The organism is Streptomyces sp. NPDC006923 (assembly GCF_040635655.1).
Taxonomy (GTDB): Bacteria; Actinomycetota; Actinomycetes; order Streptomycetales; family Streptomycetaceae; genus Streptomyces.
Map to the genome: position 1 here is coordinate 44,440 of NZ_JBEYIF010000025.1, position 18,719 is coordinate 63,158.

Consider the following 18,719-nt stretch of genomic DNA (forward strand, 5'->3'; position numbering starts at 1 on the left):
GGGCGTCGGCGCCGAGTCCGGCGTACACCGGGACGAGTACGGATTCCGGTATGAGCATGCCGCCGTCGACCGCGGCACCGAGGTCCGCCAGGCCGTCGAAGGCGACGGCTCCGGGGACGCCCTGGGCGTTTCCGATCACAACCAGCGGCTCGGTGGGCGTCCTGACATCGGCGCCCAGGGGGCTCCACTCAAGCTGATACAGCGCGTCCAGTCCGGCGGACGACGGGCCGGTCAGAGCCTCCGTGTCGACCTGGCGCAGCGTCAGCGACGCGACCGAGAGCACCGGTTGGCCGAGTTGGTCGGACACCTCCAGCGAGATCTGGTCCGCACCGAGACCGCGCAGCCGGACCCGGACGGCGGGTGCGCCGGCCGCGTGCAACGTCACGCCGTTCCAGGAGAACGGAAGACGCCCTGCCGTGCTCCCCTCGGGGCCGGTGAAGCCCGAGGCGTGCAGGGCCGCGTCCAGCAGCGCCGGGTGCAGTCCGAACGTGGCGGCTTCCGCGCGCTCGCTGTCGTCCAGCGCCACCTCCGCGATGATGTCTTCGCCGCTTCGCCATGCGGCTTTCAGGCCGCGGAACGGCGGAGCGTAGTCGAAGCCGCCTTCGGCGGCCCGCTCGTAGAAACCGTCGAGGGGGAGAGGCTCAGCGCCGGCAGACGGCCCGCTGATGGGTTCGGCGGCCGGTCCCTCGGTCACGGAGAGGACTCCGCCGGCGTGCCTGGTCCACGGCTGTTCAAGTGCGTCGGAGGCGCGGGAGAAGATGCTGACCGCGCGTCGGCCTGACTCGTCCGGGGCGTCGACGACGACCTGGAGCGCGACAGAGGTGTCGCCCGAGAGAGGAAGCGGCGCTTCGAGCGTGAGCTCGTCGACCCGGGGATGTCCGACCTCTTCACCGGCCCGGACGGCGAGTTCGAGGAAGGCCGTGCCGGGCAGGAGGACAGTGCCCCCCACCGCGTGGCCGGCGAGCCACGGATGCGTCCGCAGGGACAGCCTGCTGGTGAACACCTGCCCGTCCGAGCCCGGCAGCTCCACGGCCGCACCGAGCATCGGATGGTCGATGGCGCCGAGTCCGAGAGCTGTCGCGTCGCCCGCGCGCACCACGGTCCTGGGCCAGAAGCGTTCGCGCTGGAATGCGTAGGTCGGCAGCTCTACCGGTTCGGGAGAAACCTCGGCGAACACCCCGGACCAGTCCGGGGTGACCCCGACAGTCCAGAGCTGGGACAGCGCGGTGACGACGGTGTTTTCCTCGTCGCGGTCCTTGCGGAGCAGCGGTACGGTCGCCACCGTGGCCGTGGCGGCGTCCAGGTTCTCCTGTGCCATGGCGGACAGCGTGCCGTCCGGACCCAGCTCGACAAACGCGGTCACACCGGAGTCCACCAGCACGCGCACACCATCAGCGAACCGCACGGTCTCCCGCACATGCCGCACCCAATACTCCGGATCACTCCACTCGTCCACGACCACGGCACCGGTCACCGTCGACACCGCATCAATCGACGGACGACCGAACTGCAAACCGGCGACCACCTGCCGGAACTCCTCCAGCATCGGATCCATCAACGACGAATGGAACGCATGGCTCACCCGCAGCTTCCGCGACTTCCACTCCCCCCACACCTGAGCGACCGCCTCCTCGCTCCCGGCGATCACCACCGACGCCGGACCATTCACCGCCGCCAACGACACACCCTCCGGCAACGGCAGCACCTCAGACTCACCCGCCCCAACCGCCACCATCACCCCACCCGACGGCAGCGCCTGCATCAAACGGCCACGCGCCGACACCAGCACACACGCATCATCAAGCGACAACACACCCGCCACATGCGCGGCCGCGATCTCACCGATCGAATGACCCGCCACCACATCCGGAGCAATGCCCCATGACTCCAGCAGCCGGAACAACGCCACCTCCAGCGCGAACAACGCCGGCTGCGTGAACTCCGTACGCCCCAACACCTCCTCATCATCACCATCCGGCAACGACAACCGCGCACTCACCGCATCAAAAGCCCCCGCGAACACCGGAAAACGGGCATACAACTCCCGCCCCATACCCGCCCGCTGACTCCCCTGACCCGCGAACAGGAACGCCGTCTTCGTACCGCCAGGGGCGGTCCCCGTGACCAGATGTCCGGCGCTTTGCGCGCCGGACAGTGCGGTCAGACCCGCCAGGAAGGCCGTCCTGTCCGCGCCGACGACAGCGGCGCGGTGCTCGAAGGCCGACCGTGAGGTGGCCAGGGCATGGCCGACCGGTCCGACGCGCAGACCGGGGTGCGCGTCGAGGTGGAGCAGGAGGCTCTCCGCCTGGGCCCGGAGCGCTTCCGGCGACTTGGCCGAGAGGATCCACGGCCTGACGGTGTCGTTGTCGGCGACCGGCGCGACCGCCTCCGGCATCGGGGGCGCCTGCTCCAGGATCACATGCGCGTTGGTGCCGCTGATCCCGAAGGACGAGACGCCCGCGTGGCGAAGCCGGTCCGCCTCGGGCCACGGGGCGTTCTCGTTGACGAGAGCCACCGCGCCGCCGGCCCAGTCCACCTTGGTGGACGGTACCTCCGCGTGGAGACTGCGCGGTACGACTCCATGGCGCATGGCCATGACCATCTTGATGATGCCCGCGACACCGGCGGCGGCCTGCGTGTGCCCGATGTTCGACTTCACCGACCCCAGCAGCAGCGGCCGGTCCTCCGGCCGGCCCTGCCCGTAGGTGGCCAGCAGCGCCTGCGCCTCGATCGGGTCACCCAGCGTCGTCCCCGTACCGTGCGCCTCGACGACATCGACATCGACTCCGGCGAGCCCGGCAGCGGTGAGCGCCTGGCGGATCACGCGCTGCTGCGACGGACCGTTCGGCGCCGTCAGACCGTTCGACGCACCGTCCTGATTGACCGCCGTACCGCGTACGACGGCCAGGATGTTGTGTCCCTTCCGCCGGGCGTCGGAGAGCCGCTCCACCACCAGGATGCCGACTCCCTCGGACCAGCCGGTGCCGTCGGCGGAGTCGGCGAAGGACTTGCAGCGCCCGTCGGCCGCGAGGCCGCGCTGCCGGCTGAAGTCGACAAAGGTGCCCGGGGTGGCCATGACGGTGACGCCACCGGCCAGCGCGAGATCGCATTCTCCGGAGCGCAGCGCCTGGCCGGCCAGGTGGAGTGCGACCAGCGAGGACGAGCAGGCCGTGTCGATGGTGACGGCGGGGCCTTCGAGACCGTATGTGTAGGCCAGCCGGCCCGACATCACACCACCGGAGTTGCCGGTGCCGAGATACCCCTCGACGTCCTCCGGGAACTCGACGTTCTTCGACGCCGAGTAGTCGTGGTACATCACACCGACGAAGACGCCGCTCTCGCTGCCGCGCAGCGAGGCCGGGTCGATACCGGCGCGCTCGATCGCTTCCCAGGAGGTCTGGAGCAGCAGGCGCTGCTGCGGGTCCATCGCCAGCGCCTCACGCGGCGAGATCCCGAAGAATCCCGCGTCGAAGTCGGCCGCATCGTGCAGGAATCCGCCTTCGCGGGCGTAGGTCGTGCCGCGTTTGTCGGGGTCGTCGTCGAAGAGCGTGTCGAGGTCCCAGCCCCGGTTGTCGGGGAACGCGGAAATGCCGTCCCCGCCCGAGGAGACCAGGTCCCAGAGAGCTTCCGGCGAGGTGACGCCACCCGGATAGCGGCAGGCCATGCCGACGATGGCGAGCGGTTCCTGCTCCCCGGACTCGAGCTCCTTCAGCCGGGCGCGAGCGGTCAGAAGATCGTTGGTCGCCTTCTTGAGGTAGCCGCGAAGCTTCTCTTCGTTCGTCATCAGTGCCCTGCCTGGTTGTTCGGCGTCGTGTGCGAGGAGTGGGGGCGCGTCCGTGTCGTTCGTCGTCCGAAAACGATCACGAGGAGGGTCGCGGGAGCTGCCGCGAGGGCGGCGGTCATTCGTCGTCCAGGAGTGCGAAGAGTTCGTCGTCGGTGGCGGACTCGATGGAACTGCGGACCTCGGTCACCTCTGCTGCTCCTTCGACCTTCGCGAGCAGTGTCTGAAGACGTTTCGCGATCTGCTTGCGGTCCGCTTCCCTGGGGCCGGACAGGGAGAACGCGTTCTCCAGCCTGTCCAGCTCGGACACCACGTCGAGCGCGGTGTCCGTCATGACCAGGCCGAGCAGGTGGTTCCCCAGCAGGACCGGCCTCGGGTAATCGAAGATCAGTGTCGCAGGCAGGCTCAGTCCGAGGGCGTCGTTCAAGCCATTGCGCAGTTCCAGTGCGGTGAGGGAGTCCAGTCCGAGTTCGCCGAATTCACGGTCGACGTCCACGGCCGTGGCCCGGTCGTAGCCCAGTACGGCGGCGACTTGCGTGGCGACCACGCCAGTCATGGCTTTCTCCCGCTCGTCCTGTTCCAGTGCGCCGATCCGGCGGATGAGGTCCTGGGGTGTCTCCTCCGTGGTGGCGGCGGACCGCCTCGCCGGGGCTCCGACCACACCGCGCAGCAGGTGCGGGACCTCGGCCCGCGCGCGCAGCTCGCGCAGATTCAGTGGCAGTGGCAGAAGAAGCGGACGTTCGCTGCCGAGTGCGGCGTCGAACAGGGCGAGCCCGTGCTCGGCCGACAGCGGTGGCATTCCGGAGCGTGCCATTCGCCGCAGATCGGTCTCGGCCAGGGTCGATGTCATACCGCCGTCCCTGTCCCAGGCGCCCCAGGCCAGCGAGGTGCCCGGCAGGCCCAGGGTGTGCCGGTGCGCGGCGAGGGCGTCGAGGCCGGCGTTGGCCGCGGCGTAGTTGGCCTGTCCGGGGCTGCCCAGCACACCGGCGACCGAGGAGAACAGTACAAACGCGGCAAGATCGCTGTCGCGGGTCAGCTCGTGCAGGTTCCACGCGGCGGCCACCTTGGGACGCAGCACGGTGTCGAGCCGGTCCGGAGTGAGCGCGGAGAGCACACCGTCGTCCAGTACGCCCGCGGCGTGGATCACTGCTGTCAGCGGGTGTTCCGCGGGGATCGCGGCCAGCAGTCCGGCGGCGACGGTACGGTCCGCGAGGTCGCCTGCCACGACCCGGACCCGGGCGCCGTGCGAGGTCAGTTCGTCGACGAGGTCGGTCACGCCGGGGGCCCGGTCACCGCGGCGGCTCGCGAGCAGCAGATGCCGTATGCCGTGTTCCGTCACCAGATGCCTGGCGAAGCGGGCGCCGAGACCACCGGTGCCTCCGGTGATCAGTACGGTGCCTTCGCTGTTCCACCCGTGACGGCGGCCTGTGGCGTTGGGAACGGCCTTGACGAGACGTGCGGCCTGTATGTCACCTTCGCGGATCCGCGCCTGCGGCTCGCCCGAGGCCAGGATCTTCGCCACAGCGTCCCGCGTGGGCCGCTGGGTGTCGGTGTCCAGCAGGACAAACCTGCCCGGGTTCTCCGACTGTGCTGAGCGCACCAGACCCCGTATCGCGCCTTGGGCGAGGTCCGTATCGGCGTCCCGGGTCACCAGCACAAGGCGTGAGCCGGCGAATCGTTCGTCGGACAGCCACCGCTGTGCGAGGGCCAGGGTCCGTGCGGCCGCGGTGCGGACCGCGTCCGGCGTGGCGGTGCCGGACGTACCGGGGGTGACGGACGCCATGGAGACCAGCACCGCTTCCGGTACGGGCCCTTCCAGGGCGGCGACGGCCGCCAGGTCGGCGAAGACCGGTACGCCGTCGAGGCCGAGGCGGTTGTCGTGGCCGCCTTCGACGACGGCCCAGCGGCCGGCTTCCTCGGGCCGGTGGGTGCCGGTGAGCGGTGTCCAGTCCAGGCCGTACAGCGCGTCCCGCACGGAGCCGGCGGCCGGCGCGAGCTGTGCCGCGTCGAAGGGCCGCAGGGCGAGGGAGTCGACGGAGGCGACAAGCCGCCCCGTGCCGTCGGCGACCGTCATCGAGACGGAGTCGGGTCCGGCGACGGTGAGCCGTACGCGCAGCGCGGAGGCGCCGTTGGCGTACAGGGACACACCGGCCCAGGAGAAGGGCAGCCGGCCGCCGTCCGTCTTGTCGAGCGGCGCGAAGACCGAGGTCTGCAGGGCGGCGTCCAGCAGCGCCGGGTGGAGACCGAACGTCGCCGCCTCGTCCCGCGCGTCCTCGGGCAGCTCGACTTCGGCGTAGACGCTGTCGCCGTCCCGCCAGGCCGAGTTGAGGCCCTGGAAGAGCGGGCCGTACGCGAATCCGGCGTCCGCGGCGGTGCTGTCGTAGAACCCGGCGAGCTCCACCGGCTCGGCGTGCGCGGGGGGCCAGACAGTGGTGTCGAAGATCGTGCCGTCGGGCCGTGCCGGTGTCAGGGTGCCGGTCGCGTGCCGGGTCCAGGGCTGATCGGCGGCCGTCTCGGCGCGTGAGAAGACACCCGCGCGGCGTTCGCCCGACTCGTCGGGTCCGCCGACGGAGACCTGCACCAGCACGGCGCCGTTCTCCGGCAGTACCAGCGGTGCCTCCAGGGTGAGTTCGCCGATCCGCCCGCACCCGACCTCGTCGCCCGCCCGTACGGCCAGCTCGACAAAGCCGGTGCCGGGGAAGATCACCGAACCGCCCACGGCATGGTCGGCCAGCCACGGGTGGGTGCGCAGCGACAGCCTGCTGGTGAACACCACACCGCCGGAATCGGGGGTCTGGAGCGCCATGCCCAGGAGCGGGTGTCGCGTCGCGTCGAGTCCCGGTGAGGCGGCGCCGCCACGTGGCGTGGTCTCGTCGGGCCAGAAGCGCCGGCGCTGGAACGCGTAAGTGGGCAGCTCGACGCGGCGCGCGCCGCGGTCGGCGAACACCGCGGGCCAGTCGATGTCCACACCGTGGACATGCAGCCGGGAGAGCGCGGCGATGACGGCCGTGTCCTCGTCACGGTCCTTCCGCAGCGCCGGCACGGTCACCGACTCGGCTGTTTCCAGGCTCTCCTGGGCCATGGCGGAGGTCACTCCGTCGGGTCCGAGCTCAAGGAAGGCCGTGACACCGAGGCCGGCGAGTCGGCCGACACTGTCCCCGAACCGCACCGCCTCATGCACATGCCGCACCCAGTATTCCGCCGAACCCAGCGCGTTGTCCTCGTGGTCACCGGCCACGGTCGGCACGACGGGAATCGACGGCTCGTGGTAGGTCAGTGTCCCGGCCACCTGCCGGAAGTCCGCCAGCATCGGTGCCATCAGCGGTGAGTGGAAGGCGTGGCTGACGCGCAGCCGCCTGGTGCTTCGGCCTTGGGCCGCCAGGCCGGCGGCGATCTCCTCGACCGCCTTCTCCTCTCCCGCGACCACCACCGACGAAGGACCGTTGACCGCGGCGATGGACACCCGGTCGGCGACCCGGGCGACGAGCGGTGCCACTTCGGCCTCGGTCGCCCTCACCGACACCATGGCGCCGCCGTCCGGAAGCGCCTGCATCAGCCGGCCGCGCGCGGCGACCAGCACACACGCGTCGTCGAGCGAGAGCACACCCGCGACATGCGCGGCCGCGATCTCACCGATGGAGTGGCCGGTCAGGAAGTCGGGGCGGATCCCCCATGACTCCATCAGCCGGTACAGCGCGACTTCCAGGGCGAACAGCGCGGGCTGGGTGAACTCCGTCCGCTCCAGCAGTGCCGCCGCCGGCGAGCCGGCCTCCGCGAACATGATGTCGCGCAGCGCGTGTCCGGCTCCGTCGCCCGGCTCGGCCGCGGGGCCGCCGCGCAGTTCGGTGTCCAGCCGTCCGAGGACGGTGTCGAGGGCCTCGGCGAAGGCCGGGAACCTGCCGTACAGCTCCCGCCCCATGCCGGCGCGCTGGCTGCCCTGCCCGGCGAAGAGGAAGGCGACACGGCCCGCGTCGCGGGGCGCTCCCTCGATGGCCCTGCCGCCCGTCGTGGTGTGTGCCAGCTCGCGCAGTTCGCCGAGCAGTGTCTCGCGGTCGGAGCCGGTCACCACGGCGCGGTACTCCAGTGCGGCCCGGGTCACGGCCAGCGAGTGAGCGACGTCGAACCGATTGAGCCCCGGTGTGTTCTCCAGGTACGACAGCAGGACCGCCGCCTGGGCGCGCACGGCCTCCGGTGTACGGGCCGACAGGACCAAGGGGACCACACCGGACCGCGCCTCGTCGGACTCCACGGGCAGGCCGCCGGCTGCACCGCCGGTGGCGGGCGGGGCCTGCTCCAGGATGGTGTGCGCGTTGGTCCCGCTGATGCCGAACGAGGACACCCCGGCCCGGCGGGGCCGGTCGGTCTCCGGCCAGTCGGTGGCCTCCGTCAGCAGCGCCACCGCACCGCTGTCCCAGTCGACGTGCGACGACGGCTCGTCGGCGTGCAGCGTCGGCGGCAGCACACCGTGCCGCATGGCCAGCACCATTTTGATGACACCGGCGACCCCCGCGGCGGCCTGGGTGTGGCCGATGTTCGACTTCACCGACCCGAGCAGCAGCGGCCGTTCGCGGTCCTGGCCGTACGTCGCCAGCAGCGCCTGGGCCTCGATCGGGTCGCCCAGCGTCGTCCCCGTACCGTGTCCCTCGACCGCGTCGACATCGGCGGCCGACAGCCCGGAGGCGGCCAGCGCCTGCCGGATCACCCGCTGCTGCGACGGACCGTTCGGCGCCGTCAGACCATTCGACGCACCATCCTGATTCACCGCCGTACCCCGCACCACCGCCAGCACCTCATGACCCAGCCGACGAGCCTCCGACAAGCGCTCCACCACCAGCATGCCGACACCCTCGGCGAAGCCGGTGCCGTCCGCCTCGTCGCCGAACGCCTTGCACCGGCCGTCGGCAGACAGCCCGCGCTGCCGGCTGAACTGGACGAAGATGTCCGGCACCGACATCACGGTCACACCGCCGACCAGCGCGAACGAGCACTCTCCGGACCGCAGCGCCTGGGCCGCCCAGTGCAGCGCCACGAGCGAGGACGAGCAGGCCGTGTCGACGGTGACCGCCGGGCCCTCCATGCCGAAGGTGTAGGCCAGCCGGCCCGACATGACACTGGAGGTGCTGCCGGTGCCGACATGGCCTTCCAGGTCTCCCGCGGTCTGTCCCATCCGCTCGGCGTACCCCTGGTAGTACGCGCCGACGAACACTCCGCCCGTACTGCCCTTCACCGAGGTCGGATCGATGCCCGCGCGTTCGAATGCCTCCCAGGACGTCTCCAGCAGCAGCCGCTGCTGGGGGTCCATGGCCAGCGCCTCACGCGGCGAGATCCCGAAGAAGGTGGGGTCGAACTCGGTGGCCGCGTCGAGGAACCCTCCGGTGCGCGCGTAACTGGTGCCGGGCCGGGACGGATCGGGGTCGTACAGCGCGTCGAGATCCCACCCGCGGTCGTCAGGGAAGTCTCCGATGCCCTCCTCACCTGCGAGGACCATCCGCCACAGATCCTCCGGCGAGGACACGGCGCCGGGGAAGCGGCAGGCCATGCCGACGATCACGATCGGATCGTCCGAGACCGCCTGAGGGCCGGCCACCACGGGCAGTTGTGGCTGCTCAGCACCATCGGCGTCGCCGAACAGCTCGTCGAGGAGATGACCGGCGAGAGCCGCCGGGCTCGGGTAATCGAAGATCAGCGTCGCCGGGAGGCGCAGCCCGGTCTCCGTGGTGAGCCGGTTGCGCAGTTCGACCGCCGTGAGCGAGTCGAAGCCCAGCTCGGTGAAGGCACGGCCGGTGTCCACGCCCCCGGCGTTGGAGTGTCCCAGGACGACGGCGACCTGCCCGCGTACCAGGTCGGTGAGGGCGAGCCGGCGGGCGGCGCCGTCCAGTCCGGCCAGGCGTGTCCGGAGCGAAGCCACTCCGGCGGCTCCGGCGCCTGCTGCGGCGCGCCGGATCGGAGCGCGCACCAGACCGCGTAGGAGGGGCGGTATGTCCGCCTGACGCTGGAGGGAGGCCATCGCGAGCGGGGTGGCCACCACGGACGCGTCATGGAGTCGCACCGCGGCGTCGAACAGCGCGAGCCCCTGCTCGTTCGACATGGGCGGGACCCCGGAGCGGGCCATGCGCTGGATTTCCGCCTCACCGAGGTGGGCGGTCATGCCGCTGCGCTCCTCCCAGAAGCCCCAGGCCAGCGACTGTCCCGGCAGGCCGAGCGCCTGGCGGTGACCGGCCAGGGCGTCCAGGAAGGAGTTCGCCGCCGCGTAATTGCCCTGCCCCGCGCCACCGAACACTCCGGCGACGGAGGAGAACATGATGAACGCGGACAGATCCAGATCGCGGGTCAGCTCGTGCAGATGCCAGGCCGCGTCGGCCTTCGGCCGCAGGACGGTGTCCAGCCGTTCGGGGGTCAACAGCTCGATCATGACGTCGTCGAGTACGCCTGCGGCATGGACGACCCCTGTCAGCGGGTGGTCGGCCGGGATGGACGCCAGGACGCCGGCGAGCGCCTCGCGGTCACTCACATCGCACGCGGCGACCCGCACATCGGCACCGTACCCCGACAGCTCCGCGACCAGCTCCACCACACCCTCGGCGGCACCACCACGACGGCTCAGAAGCACCAGATGCCTGACCCCGTGCTCAGCCACCAGATGCCTCGCGAGCACCCTGCCCAGACCCCCCGTACCACCTGTGACCAGCACCGTACCGCCGGAATCCAACGACCTCGGCACCGTCAGCACAATCTTGCCGACATGCCGCGCCTGACTCATAAAACGGAACGCGTCCACCGCCCGCCGGACATCCCAACTCCGCACCGGCAACGCACACACCGCACCCGAACCAAAAAGCTCCAGCAACGCGGCAAGCATCTCCCGAATCCGGTCGGGTGCCGCATGGACGAGGTCGAAGGGACGGTAACTGACTCCCGGATACTGGCCCGCCACCTCGTCCGTGTCACGGATGTCGGTCTTGCCCATCTCCATAAAACGGCCGCCAGGCGTCAGGAGTCGCAGGGACGCGTCGACGAATTCACCGGCCAGGGAGTTCAGTACGACATCGACCCCACGGCCACCCGTGACCTGCCGGAACTGCTCCTCGAAGTCCAGCGTACGCGACGACGCGATGTGATCGTCCGCCACACCCAACGCACGCACCGCGTCCCACTTGCCCGGACTCGCCGTCGCGAACACCTCGACACCCCAGTGCCGCGCCAACTGAATCGCCGCCATACCGACACCACCGGCACCCGCATGAACCAGCACCGACTCCCCGGACCGCAGCCCGGCCAGATCCCGCAGACCGAAATACGCCGTCAGGAACACGGTGGGCACCGAGGCCGCCGCCTCGAACGACCAGCCGTCGGGGATGCGAGCGAGGCACCGCTCGTCCGCGATCGCCATCGGGCCGAAACCACCGAGGAACACGCCGAGCACCCGGTCCCCCGGGCTGAGACCGGTGACACCGGGGCCGGTCTCCAGCACCACACCAGCGCCTTCGCCACCGAGCAGTCGCGCCACTCCGGACACCAGACCGAGCGCGTCGACCACATCACGGAAGTTCACTCCGGCGGCCCTGACGCAGACCCGGACTTCGCCGGGCTCCAGTGGCCTCACCAGATCGGGAGCGGGTGCCAGCACAAGATTCTCCAGCGTGCCGCGCTCGCCGATATCGAGACGCCAGGGGGCATCACCGGCCGGAGGCACCAACGCACCACCGGCCGCCGACGCCCAGGTCAGCCGTCCGCCCCGGATCTCACCGGACCGGATGATCACCTGCGGCTCGTCCAGGGCGGCCAGGCCGGACAGGGCCGCTGCCGAGGCGGCCTCGCCATCGAGGTCGGCGAGGACGAACCTGTCCGGGTGCTCCGACTGCGCGGAGCGCACCAGCCCCCACACCGACGCCGATACGACATCGGTGGCGACGGCGCCGGAGGCACCGGCCGCGCCGTGCGTCACGAACACCAGCCGGGAAGCGGCGAACCGGGTGTTGGCGGTCCATGCCTGGATGAGGGCCAGCACACGGGCCGTCGCACCGCGCACCGCGTTCGGGACGTCCACCGCGTCATCGGCAGGGCCCTCAAGCCCGATCGGGACCACAACGGTCGGAGGTACCTCAGCCAGTGCCGCCAATGCGTCAAGGCTCGCCACGGAGGTCATGTCCGGCGTGCCGACGCCCCCCATGCCGTCCAGGCCGCCGAGCACAACGACCGCGCGTCCCGCCTCGGGGGGATCGAAGGCCGCGGCGGTGGCCACCGGGACCCAGTCCAGCCGGAACAGCGTGTCCCGGCGCACGGCCGACAACGCCTCGGTCGCAACAGGCCGAAGCGTCAGCGACTCCACCGATGCCACCGGCTGGCCCAGTTCGTCGGACACATCGAGCGTCAGCGCACCCGACTCCGACCGGCTCACCCGGACGCGAGCGACGGAAGCGCCCGTCGCGAAGAGGGAGACACCGCTCCACAGGAACGGCAGCCGACCGCTCTCATTGCCTTCGACAAACGCCGAGGACTGGACGGCCGCATCGAGAAGTGCCGGATGCAGGCCAAACCGGTCGGCGGCGGCGTCCTCGCCGAGCGCGATCTCGGCGAAAACCTCGCCGCCTCGGCGCCACGCGGCCTTGAGGCCCTGGAAAGACGGACCATAGACAAATCCCGCGTTCGCGAACTGCTCGTAGACTCCGCCGACATCGACCGGTTCCGCTCCGGCCGGCGGCCACACCTCGGCGGCGGACTGCGGCCTGCCGACGGCTGCCCCCGCGTCGGTAAGGATTCCGGTCGCGTGCCGGACCCAGGTGGCGTCGCTCACGTCGCGGTGCGAGTAGAAACTGATCGTCCGGCGCCCGGATTCGTCCGGTCCCTCGACAGTGACCTGCACCTGGACACCGCCGGTTTCCGGCAGCACAAGAGGTGTTTCGAGCGTCAGCTCGTCGATCCGGCCGCAGCCGACCCGGTCACCGGCCTGGATCGCCAGCTCCACAAACGCCGTGCCCGGGAACAGCACGGTATCCGCGACGGCATGATCGGCGAGCCAGGGGTGGGACTGGAGAGACAGCCTGCTGGTGAACAAATAGCCGTCCGAGCCCGGCAGTTCGACGCCCGCGCCCAGCAGCGGGTGATCGACCGTGCCAAGACCGGCAGCCGTCACATCACCGGCACCGCCCGGGGCGCCCTTGGGCCAGTAACGCTCACGCTGGAACGCATACGTCGGCAACGCGACCCGACGACCGCCGGTCAGTGCCGGGGACCAGTCGACCTGCACACCCTGCACATACAACTCGGCGGCAGAGCGAAGGAAGCGGTCGAGACCGCCCTCGTCGCGGCGCAGCGAACCGACGACGAGGGCGCGGTCGTCCGCCGTGTCCGCGATCGGCACCGTGAGTACGGGATGGGCGCTGGCCTCGACAAACACGCCATGGCCGTGCTCCAGCAGACTCTCCACCGCCTGCCGGAACTCCACCGTGCCACGCAGATTCCGATACCAGTACTCGGCATCCATCCCGGCCGTGTCGAACTCCGCACCCGTCACCGTCGAATACAACGGAATACTGGAAGCCTTCGGGACAACCGGTGCCAGATCCCGCAGGATCTCGTCGCGGATCAGCTCCACCTGCGCCGAATGCGACGCGTAATCCACCGGAATACGCCGCACCCGCACCCCCGCCGACCCCAACTCCCCAAAGAAACCATCCAGCGCCTCCACAGCACCGGAGACCACCACCGACGACGGACCATTCACGGCGGCGACCGAGACGCCGTGCCGCTCCACCGGCTCCGCTATATCGGCCACCGGGAGCGGCACCGACACCATTCCCCCCGTACCCGCCAACGCCGTGATGGCCCGGCTGCGCAAGGCCACCACCCGCGCCGCATCCCGCAGACTCAACGCACCGGCCACAAACGCCGCAGCGATCTCACCCTGAGAATGCCCCACCACCGCAGCAGGCACCACACCAAACGAACGCCACAACGCAGCCAACGACACCATCACCGCCCACAACACCGGCTGCACCACATCAACCCGCCCCAACACCACCTCATCCGCCAACACGTCGAACAACGACCAGTCCACAAACTCCGACAACGCCGCCGCACACTCACGCATCGACTCCGCGAACACCGGCGACGCATCCATCAACTCCCACGCCATACCGAGCCACTGCGAACCCTGACCCGGGAAAACAAACACCACCTTCCCCCGAGACCCCACAACCCCCCGCACCACCTGCGGCACGGAATCCCGCTCCGAGAGAGCGCTCACACCCGCAACCAAAGACTCGCGGTCACCCACCACCACCGCACGATGCTCAAACACCGCACGAGTCACAGCCAGCGAGAAGCCCACATCCACCGGACGACCCTCAACCGCCAACAGACGGGCAGCCTGCTCCTCCAATGCCTCCGCCGACTTGCCCGACACCACCCACGGCACCACACCGTCGACTTCCTCAACCGGCGCGGAAACCTCAGCGACCGGCTCGGGCTGCTCGATAATCACATGCGCGTTGGTCCCACTGATCCCGAACGACGACACACCCGCCCGACGCGGACGACCCACCTCAGGCCACTCGGTCTGTTCCGTCAGGAGCTGAAGGGCGCCGCTGTCCCAGTCCACAAATGAGGACGGCTCGTCCACGTGCAGGGTCTGCGGGAGCACACCGTGCCGCATCGCCATGACCATCTTCATGATCCCGGCCACACCGGCAGCCGCCTGCGTGTGCCCAATATTCGACTTGATCGACCCGAGCAGCAACGGCTCGTCACGGTCCTGACCGTACGTCGCCAGCAGCGCCTGCGCCTCGATCGGGTCGCCGAGTGTCGTCCCCGTACCGTGCGCCTCGACCGCATCCACATCAGCAGCCGACAAACCCGCCGACGCCAACGCCTGCCGGATCACCCGCTGCTGCGACGGACCATTCGGCGCCGTCAGACCATTCGACGCACCATCCTGATTCACCGCCGTGCCACGGACCACCGCCAGCACCTCATGGCCACGACGACGCGCCTCCGACAGCCGCTCCACCACCAGCATGCCGACACCCTCGGACAGACCGAAGCCATCGGCACTCTCCGCGAACGACTTGCACCGGCCGTCGACGGAAAGGGCGCGCTGCCTGCTGAACTCCACGAACTCGTCGGGGCCCGCCATCACCATCACACCGCCCACCAGGGCGAACGCGCAGTCACCCGATCGCAGAGCCTGAGCGGCCAGATGCAGAGCGACCAGCGACGACGAACACGCCGTGTCCATGGTCAGCGCGGGACCCTCAAGTCCGAAGGTGTAGGCCACCCGGCCCGACATCACGCTCGCGGTGTTACCGGTCCCGAGATAGCCGCCGAGCTGGTCTGTCGCCTTCGCCTGGACCAGGGTCTCGGCGTAGCCGGTCGCGGAGGAGCCGATGAACACTCCACCGGGCCGGCCCTTCACCGAGAGCGGGTCCATACCCGCCCGCTCCAGCGCCTCCCAGGACGTCTCCAGCAGGAGACGCTGCTGCGGGTCCATCGCCATCGCCTCACGCGGCGAAATACCGAAGAAGGCGGGGTCGAACTCGGCGGCGTCATACAGGAAGCCACCGTGCCGGGTGTAGCTCGTCCCCGGGTTGTCCGGATCACTGTCGTGCAGTGCGTCCAGGTCCCAGCCACGGTTGGTGGGGAGTGTCGAAATGACGTCCGCGCCCGTGGAGACGAGATCCCACAGTTCTTCCGGCGAGGTCACTCCGCCGGGATAGCGGCAGGCCATTCCGACGATCACGATGGGATCGTCGGTGGTGGACAGGGGGCCCGGCTGGGACGTCAGGGCCGGTGCGGCGCCGCCGACCAGCTCGGCCACGAGGTACTCCGCGAGCGCCACCGGCGTCGGGTAGTCGAAGACCAGAGTCGCGGGCAGCCGCAGGCCGGTCGCCTCGTTCAGTCGGTTACGCAGGTCAACAGCGGTGAGCGAGTCGAAGCCCAGCTCACCGAAGGCGCGGTCGGCGTCGACCGCGTCAAGGCTCCCGTACCGCAGAACGGCCGACGCCTGGGCGCGCACCAGATCCACGGCCACCTGGGTGCGTTCGGCTGCCGACAGCGACGCCAGCCGAGCGGCCAGGGCCGCGGCGGCGCCCGAATTCGTCGTGGCGGTACGCCGCACCGCGGGCCGGACGAGCGCGCGCAAGGCGAAGGGCAGCTCCGAGCGAAGCCGCAGCGCGGGCAGTTCGAGGCGCGCGCCCACCACCAGCGGCTCGTCGAGGGTCATGGCGAGGTCGAACAGACCCGTTGTCTGCTCGTCCGACAGCGGTGTGATCCCGGCGTCCGTGAGGTCGGTCCGCTGGGCCCGCGCCAGGGACAGTGCCGGCAACCCCAGGCTGTGCCGGTATGCGGCCAGCGCGTCCAGGGCGGCGTTCGCCGTCGACGCACCGCCTTGGCCCGTGGCGCCGAACAGCCCTGCGGCTGACGAGAACAGGATGAACGCGGACAGGTCCATCTCGCGGGTGACATCGTGCAGGTTCCACGCCGCGTCCAGCTTCGGTCGGAGGGCTGCGTCCAGCCGCTCCCGCGTCAGCGCGTCGAGCGAGTCGGAAGACTCGTCGCCGAAGGCGTCCCGGAGATCCACGGCGTCCTCGGTGTGGATCACGGCGCTCAGCGAGACGTCCGACAGCACCTTCGCGAGCGCGTCCCGGTCTGCGGCGTCACATTCCGCCACCCGCACGTTGGCGCCGTGTGCGGTCAGCTCAGCGACAGATTCGACCACCTCGTCGGCTTCCGCGCTCTGCGCGCTGAGCAGCAGCAGCCGCCGTGCGCCGAGATCCGCCACAACATGGCGGGCCAGCAGAGCGCCCAGACCGCTGCCGGCACCGGTGATCAGCACCGTGCCTTCGGTGTCGAACCGAGGGGCGGAGGGCTCCGCCGGCACGGCGATCCGCGCCAGCCGACCTACCAGGACCTCTTCGTCCCGTACGACGACCTGCGGTTCTTCCGTCTGCAACGCGGCAGACAGGGTTCCAGGCGAAGCGGGGGCGTCGTCGATGTCGATGAGGACGAACCGGCCCGGTTGCTCCGCCTGCGCGGTACGGACCAGACCCCAGACGGAGGCGGCGGCGATGTCGGTCGCTGCGTTGCGGGTGACAAGGACCAGTCGTGACGAGGCGAACCGCTCTTCGTTGGACCAGCGTTGAAGCTGCGCCAGAACACCGGCAGTGACCTGGTGTGCCGTCTCCGCCGGTGTGGTTCCGGCAGCGTCGACGCTCAGAGCCGTCGGAGCGAGCAGGATCCGTGGCGCCGGAGTGTCACTGTCGAAGGAGTCCAGATCCGCGTGGAGAACGGCCCCGGGCAGTCCGAGGTCTTCTTCTCCGAGCACATGCCAGTGTTCGGCGGTGTCCGGGCCGGATTCCGCGCCGGGACGCGGCTTGGTGACCGACGGAATCCACTCCAGCCGGAACGCCGAGTTCCGGGGGGAGGCCGCGGCGGCCGATCTGGTGCCGCTCATCGACGCCGGCCGCAGGGTCAGCGCCGCCACCGATGCCACCGGTGTCCCCGCCTGGTCGGTTGCCTGTACCGACACCGCGTCGGTGGAGACGCGCGTCACGCGGACGCGCAGGCCCGTGGCGCTCGTGGCGTGCAGAGAGACGCCGTTCCACGAGAACGGCATGCGGCCGCCCACCGATTCGTCCAGTCCCGCGAAGACGGAGGTCTGCACCGTCGCGTCCAGCAGCGCCGGATGAAGACCGAATCCACGGCCGTCGACCTCACCGAGGCCGACCTCGGCGTAGACCTCGTCACCACGGCGCCAGACGGCCTGTACGCCCTGGAACGCCGGGCCGTAGTCGACTCCGGACTCGGCGAACCGCTCGTAAAAGCCGTCGAGGGGTACGGGCTCGGCGTCGGCCGGAGGCCAAACGCCGGCGAAGTCGGTGCTGTCGAACGCGGCCGGCGAGGAATCCGGCAGCAGGGAACCAAGAGCGTGGAGAGTCCACGGTATCTCGGCCGTGTCTTCCGGCCGTGAGTAGAGACTGAAGGAGCGACGGCCCGACTGGTCCGGTCCCTCAACGACGACCTGGATCTGCACCCCGCCGTTTTTCGGCAGGACGAGGGGGACTTCGAGCGTCAGCTCATCGATCCGGTCACAGCCGACCTGATCACCGGCCTGGATCGCCAGCTCCACAAATCCGGTGCCGGGGAACAGCACCGAACCGGCAACGGCATGGTCGGCCAGCCACGGATGCGACCGCAGAGAGAGACGACTCGTGAACAGGAACCCGTCCGATCCGGGCAACTCCACCCCGGCACCCAGCAAGGGATGCGGCGAGGCGCCCAGTCCCAACGCGGCTGCGTTGCCCTGGAGCTCGGCGGCATCCGGCCAGTAGCGCTCGTGCTGGAAGGCGTACGTCGGCAATGCGATCCGACGGCCGCCGGTCAGTGCCGGGGACCAGTCGACCTGGACACCCTGGACATACAACTCTGCGGCAGAGCGAAGGAAGCGGTCGAGGCCGCCCTCGTCGCGGCGCAGCGAACCGACGACGAGGGCGCGGTCGTCCGCTGTGTCCGCGATCGGCACCGTGAGTACGGGATGGGCGCTGGCCTCGACAAACACGCCATGGCCCTGCTCCAGCAGACTCTCCACCGCCTGCCGGAACTCCACCGTGCCACGCAGATTCCGATACCAGTACTCGGCATCCATCCCGCTGGTGTCGAACTCCGCACCCGTCACTGTCGAATACAACGGAACACTGGACGCCTTCGGGACAATCGGTGCCAGATCCCGCAGGATCTCGTCGCGGATCAGCTCCACCTGCGCCGAATGCGACGCGTAGTCCACCGGAATACGCCGCACCCGCACACCCGCCGACTCAAACTCCCCAAAGAAACCATCCAGAGCCTCCACAGCACCGGAGACCACCACCGACGAGGGACCATTCACCGCCGCCACGGAGACGCCGTGCCGCTCCACCTGCTCCGCTATATCGGCCACCGGGAG

At 70.0% G+C, this 18,719-nt stretch carries 2 protein-coding genes (1 of these 2 running past the window's edge); both read right to left on the reverse strand.

Annotated features, from left to right (window positions below):
- Positions 1-3,784: the 5' portion of a type I polyketide synthase gene (locus tag ABZ707_RS30830; RefSeq protein ID WP_360181281.1), read on the reverse strand. Its footprint begins 23,612 nt before the window's first position; the window shows 3,784 of its 27,396 coding nt (coding positions 1-3,784); it begins with the start codon at positions 3,782-3,784; its stop codon lies beyond the left edge, outside the window.
- 115 nt (positions 3,785-3,899) lie between these two features.
- Entirely contained in the window at positions 3,900-18,692 is a 14,793-nt protein-coding gene (locus ABZ707_RS30835) for an SDR family NAD(P)-dependent oxidoreductase (protein WP_360181284.1), read from the reverse strand.
- Positions 18,693-18,719 lie beyond the last annotated feature (27 nt).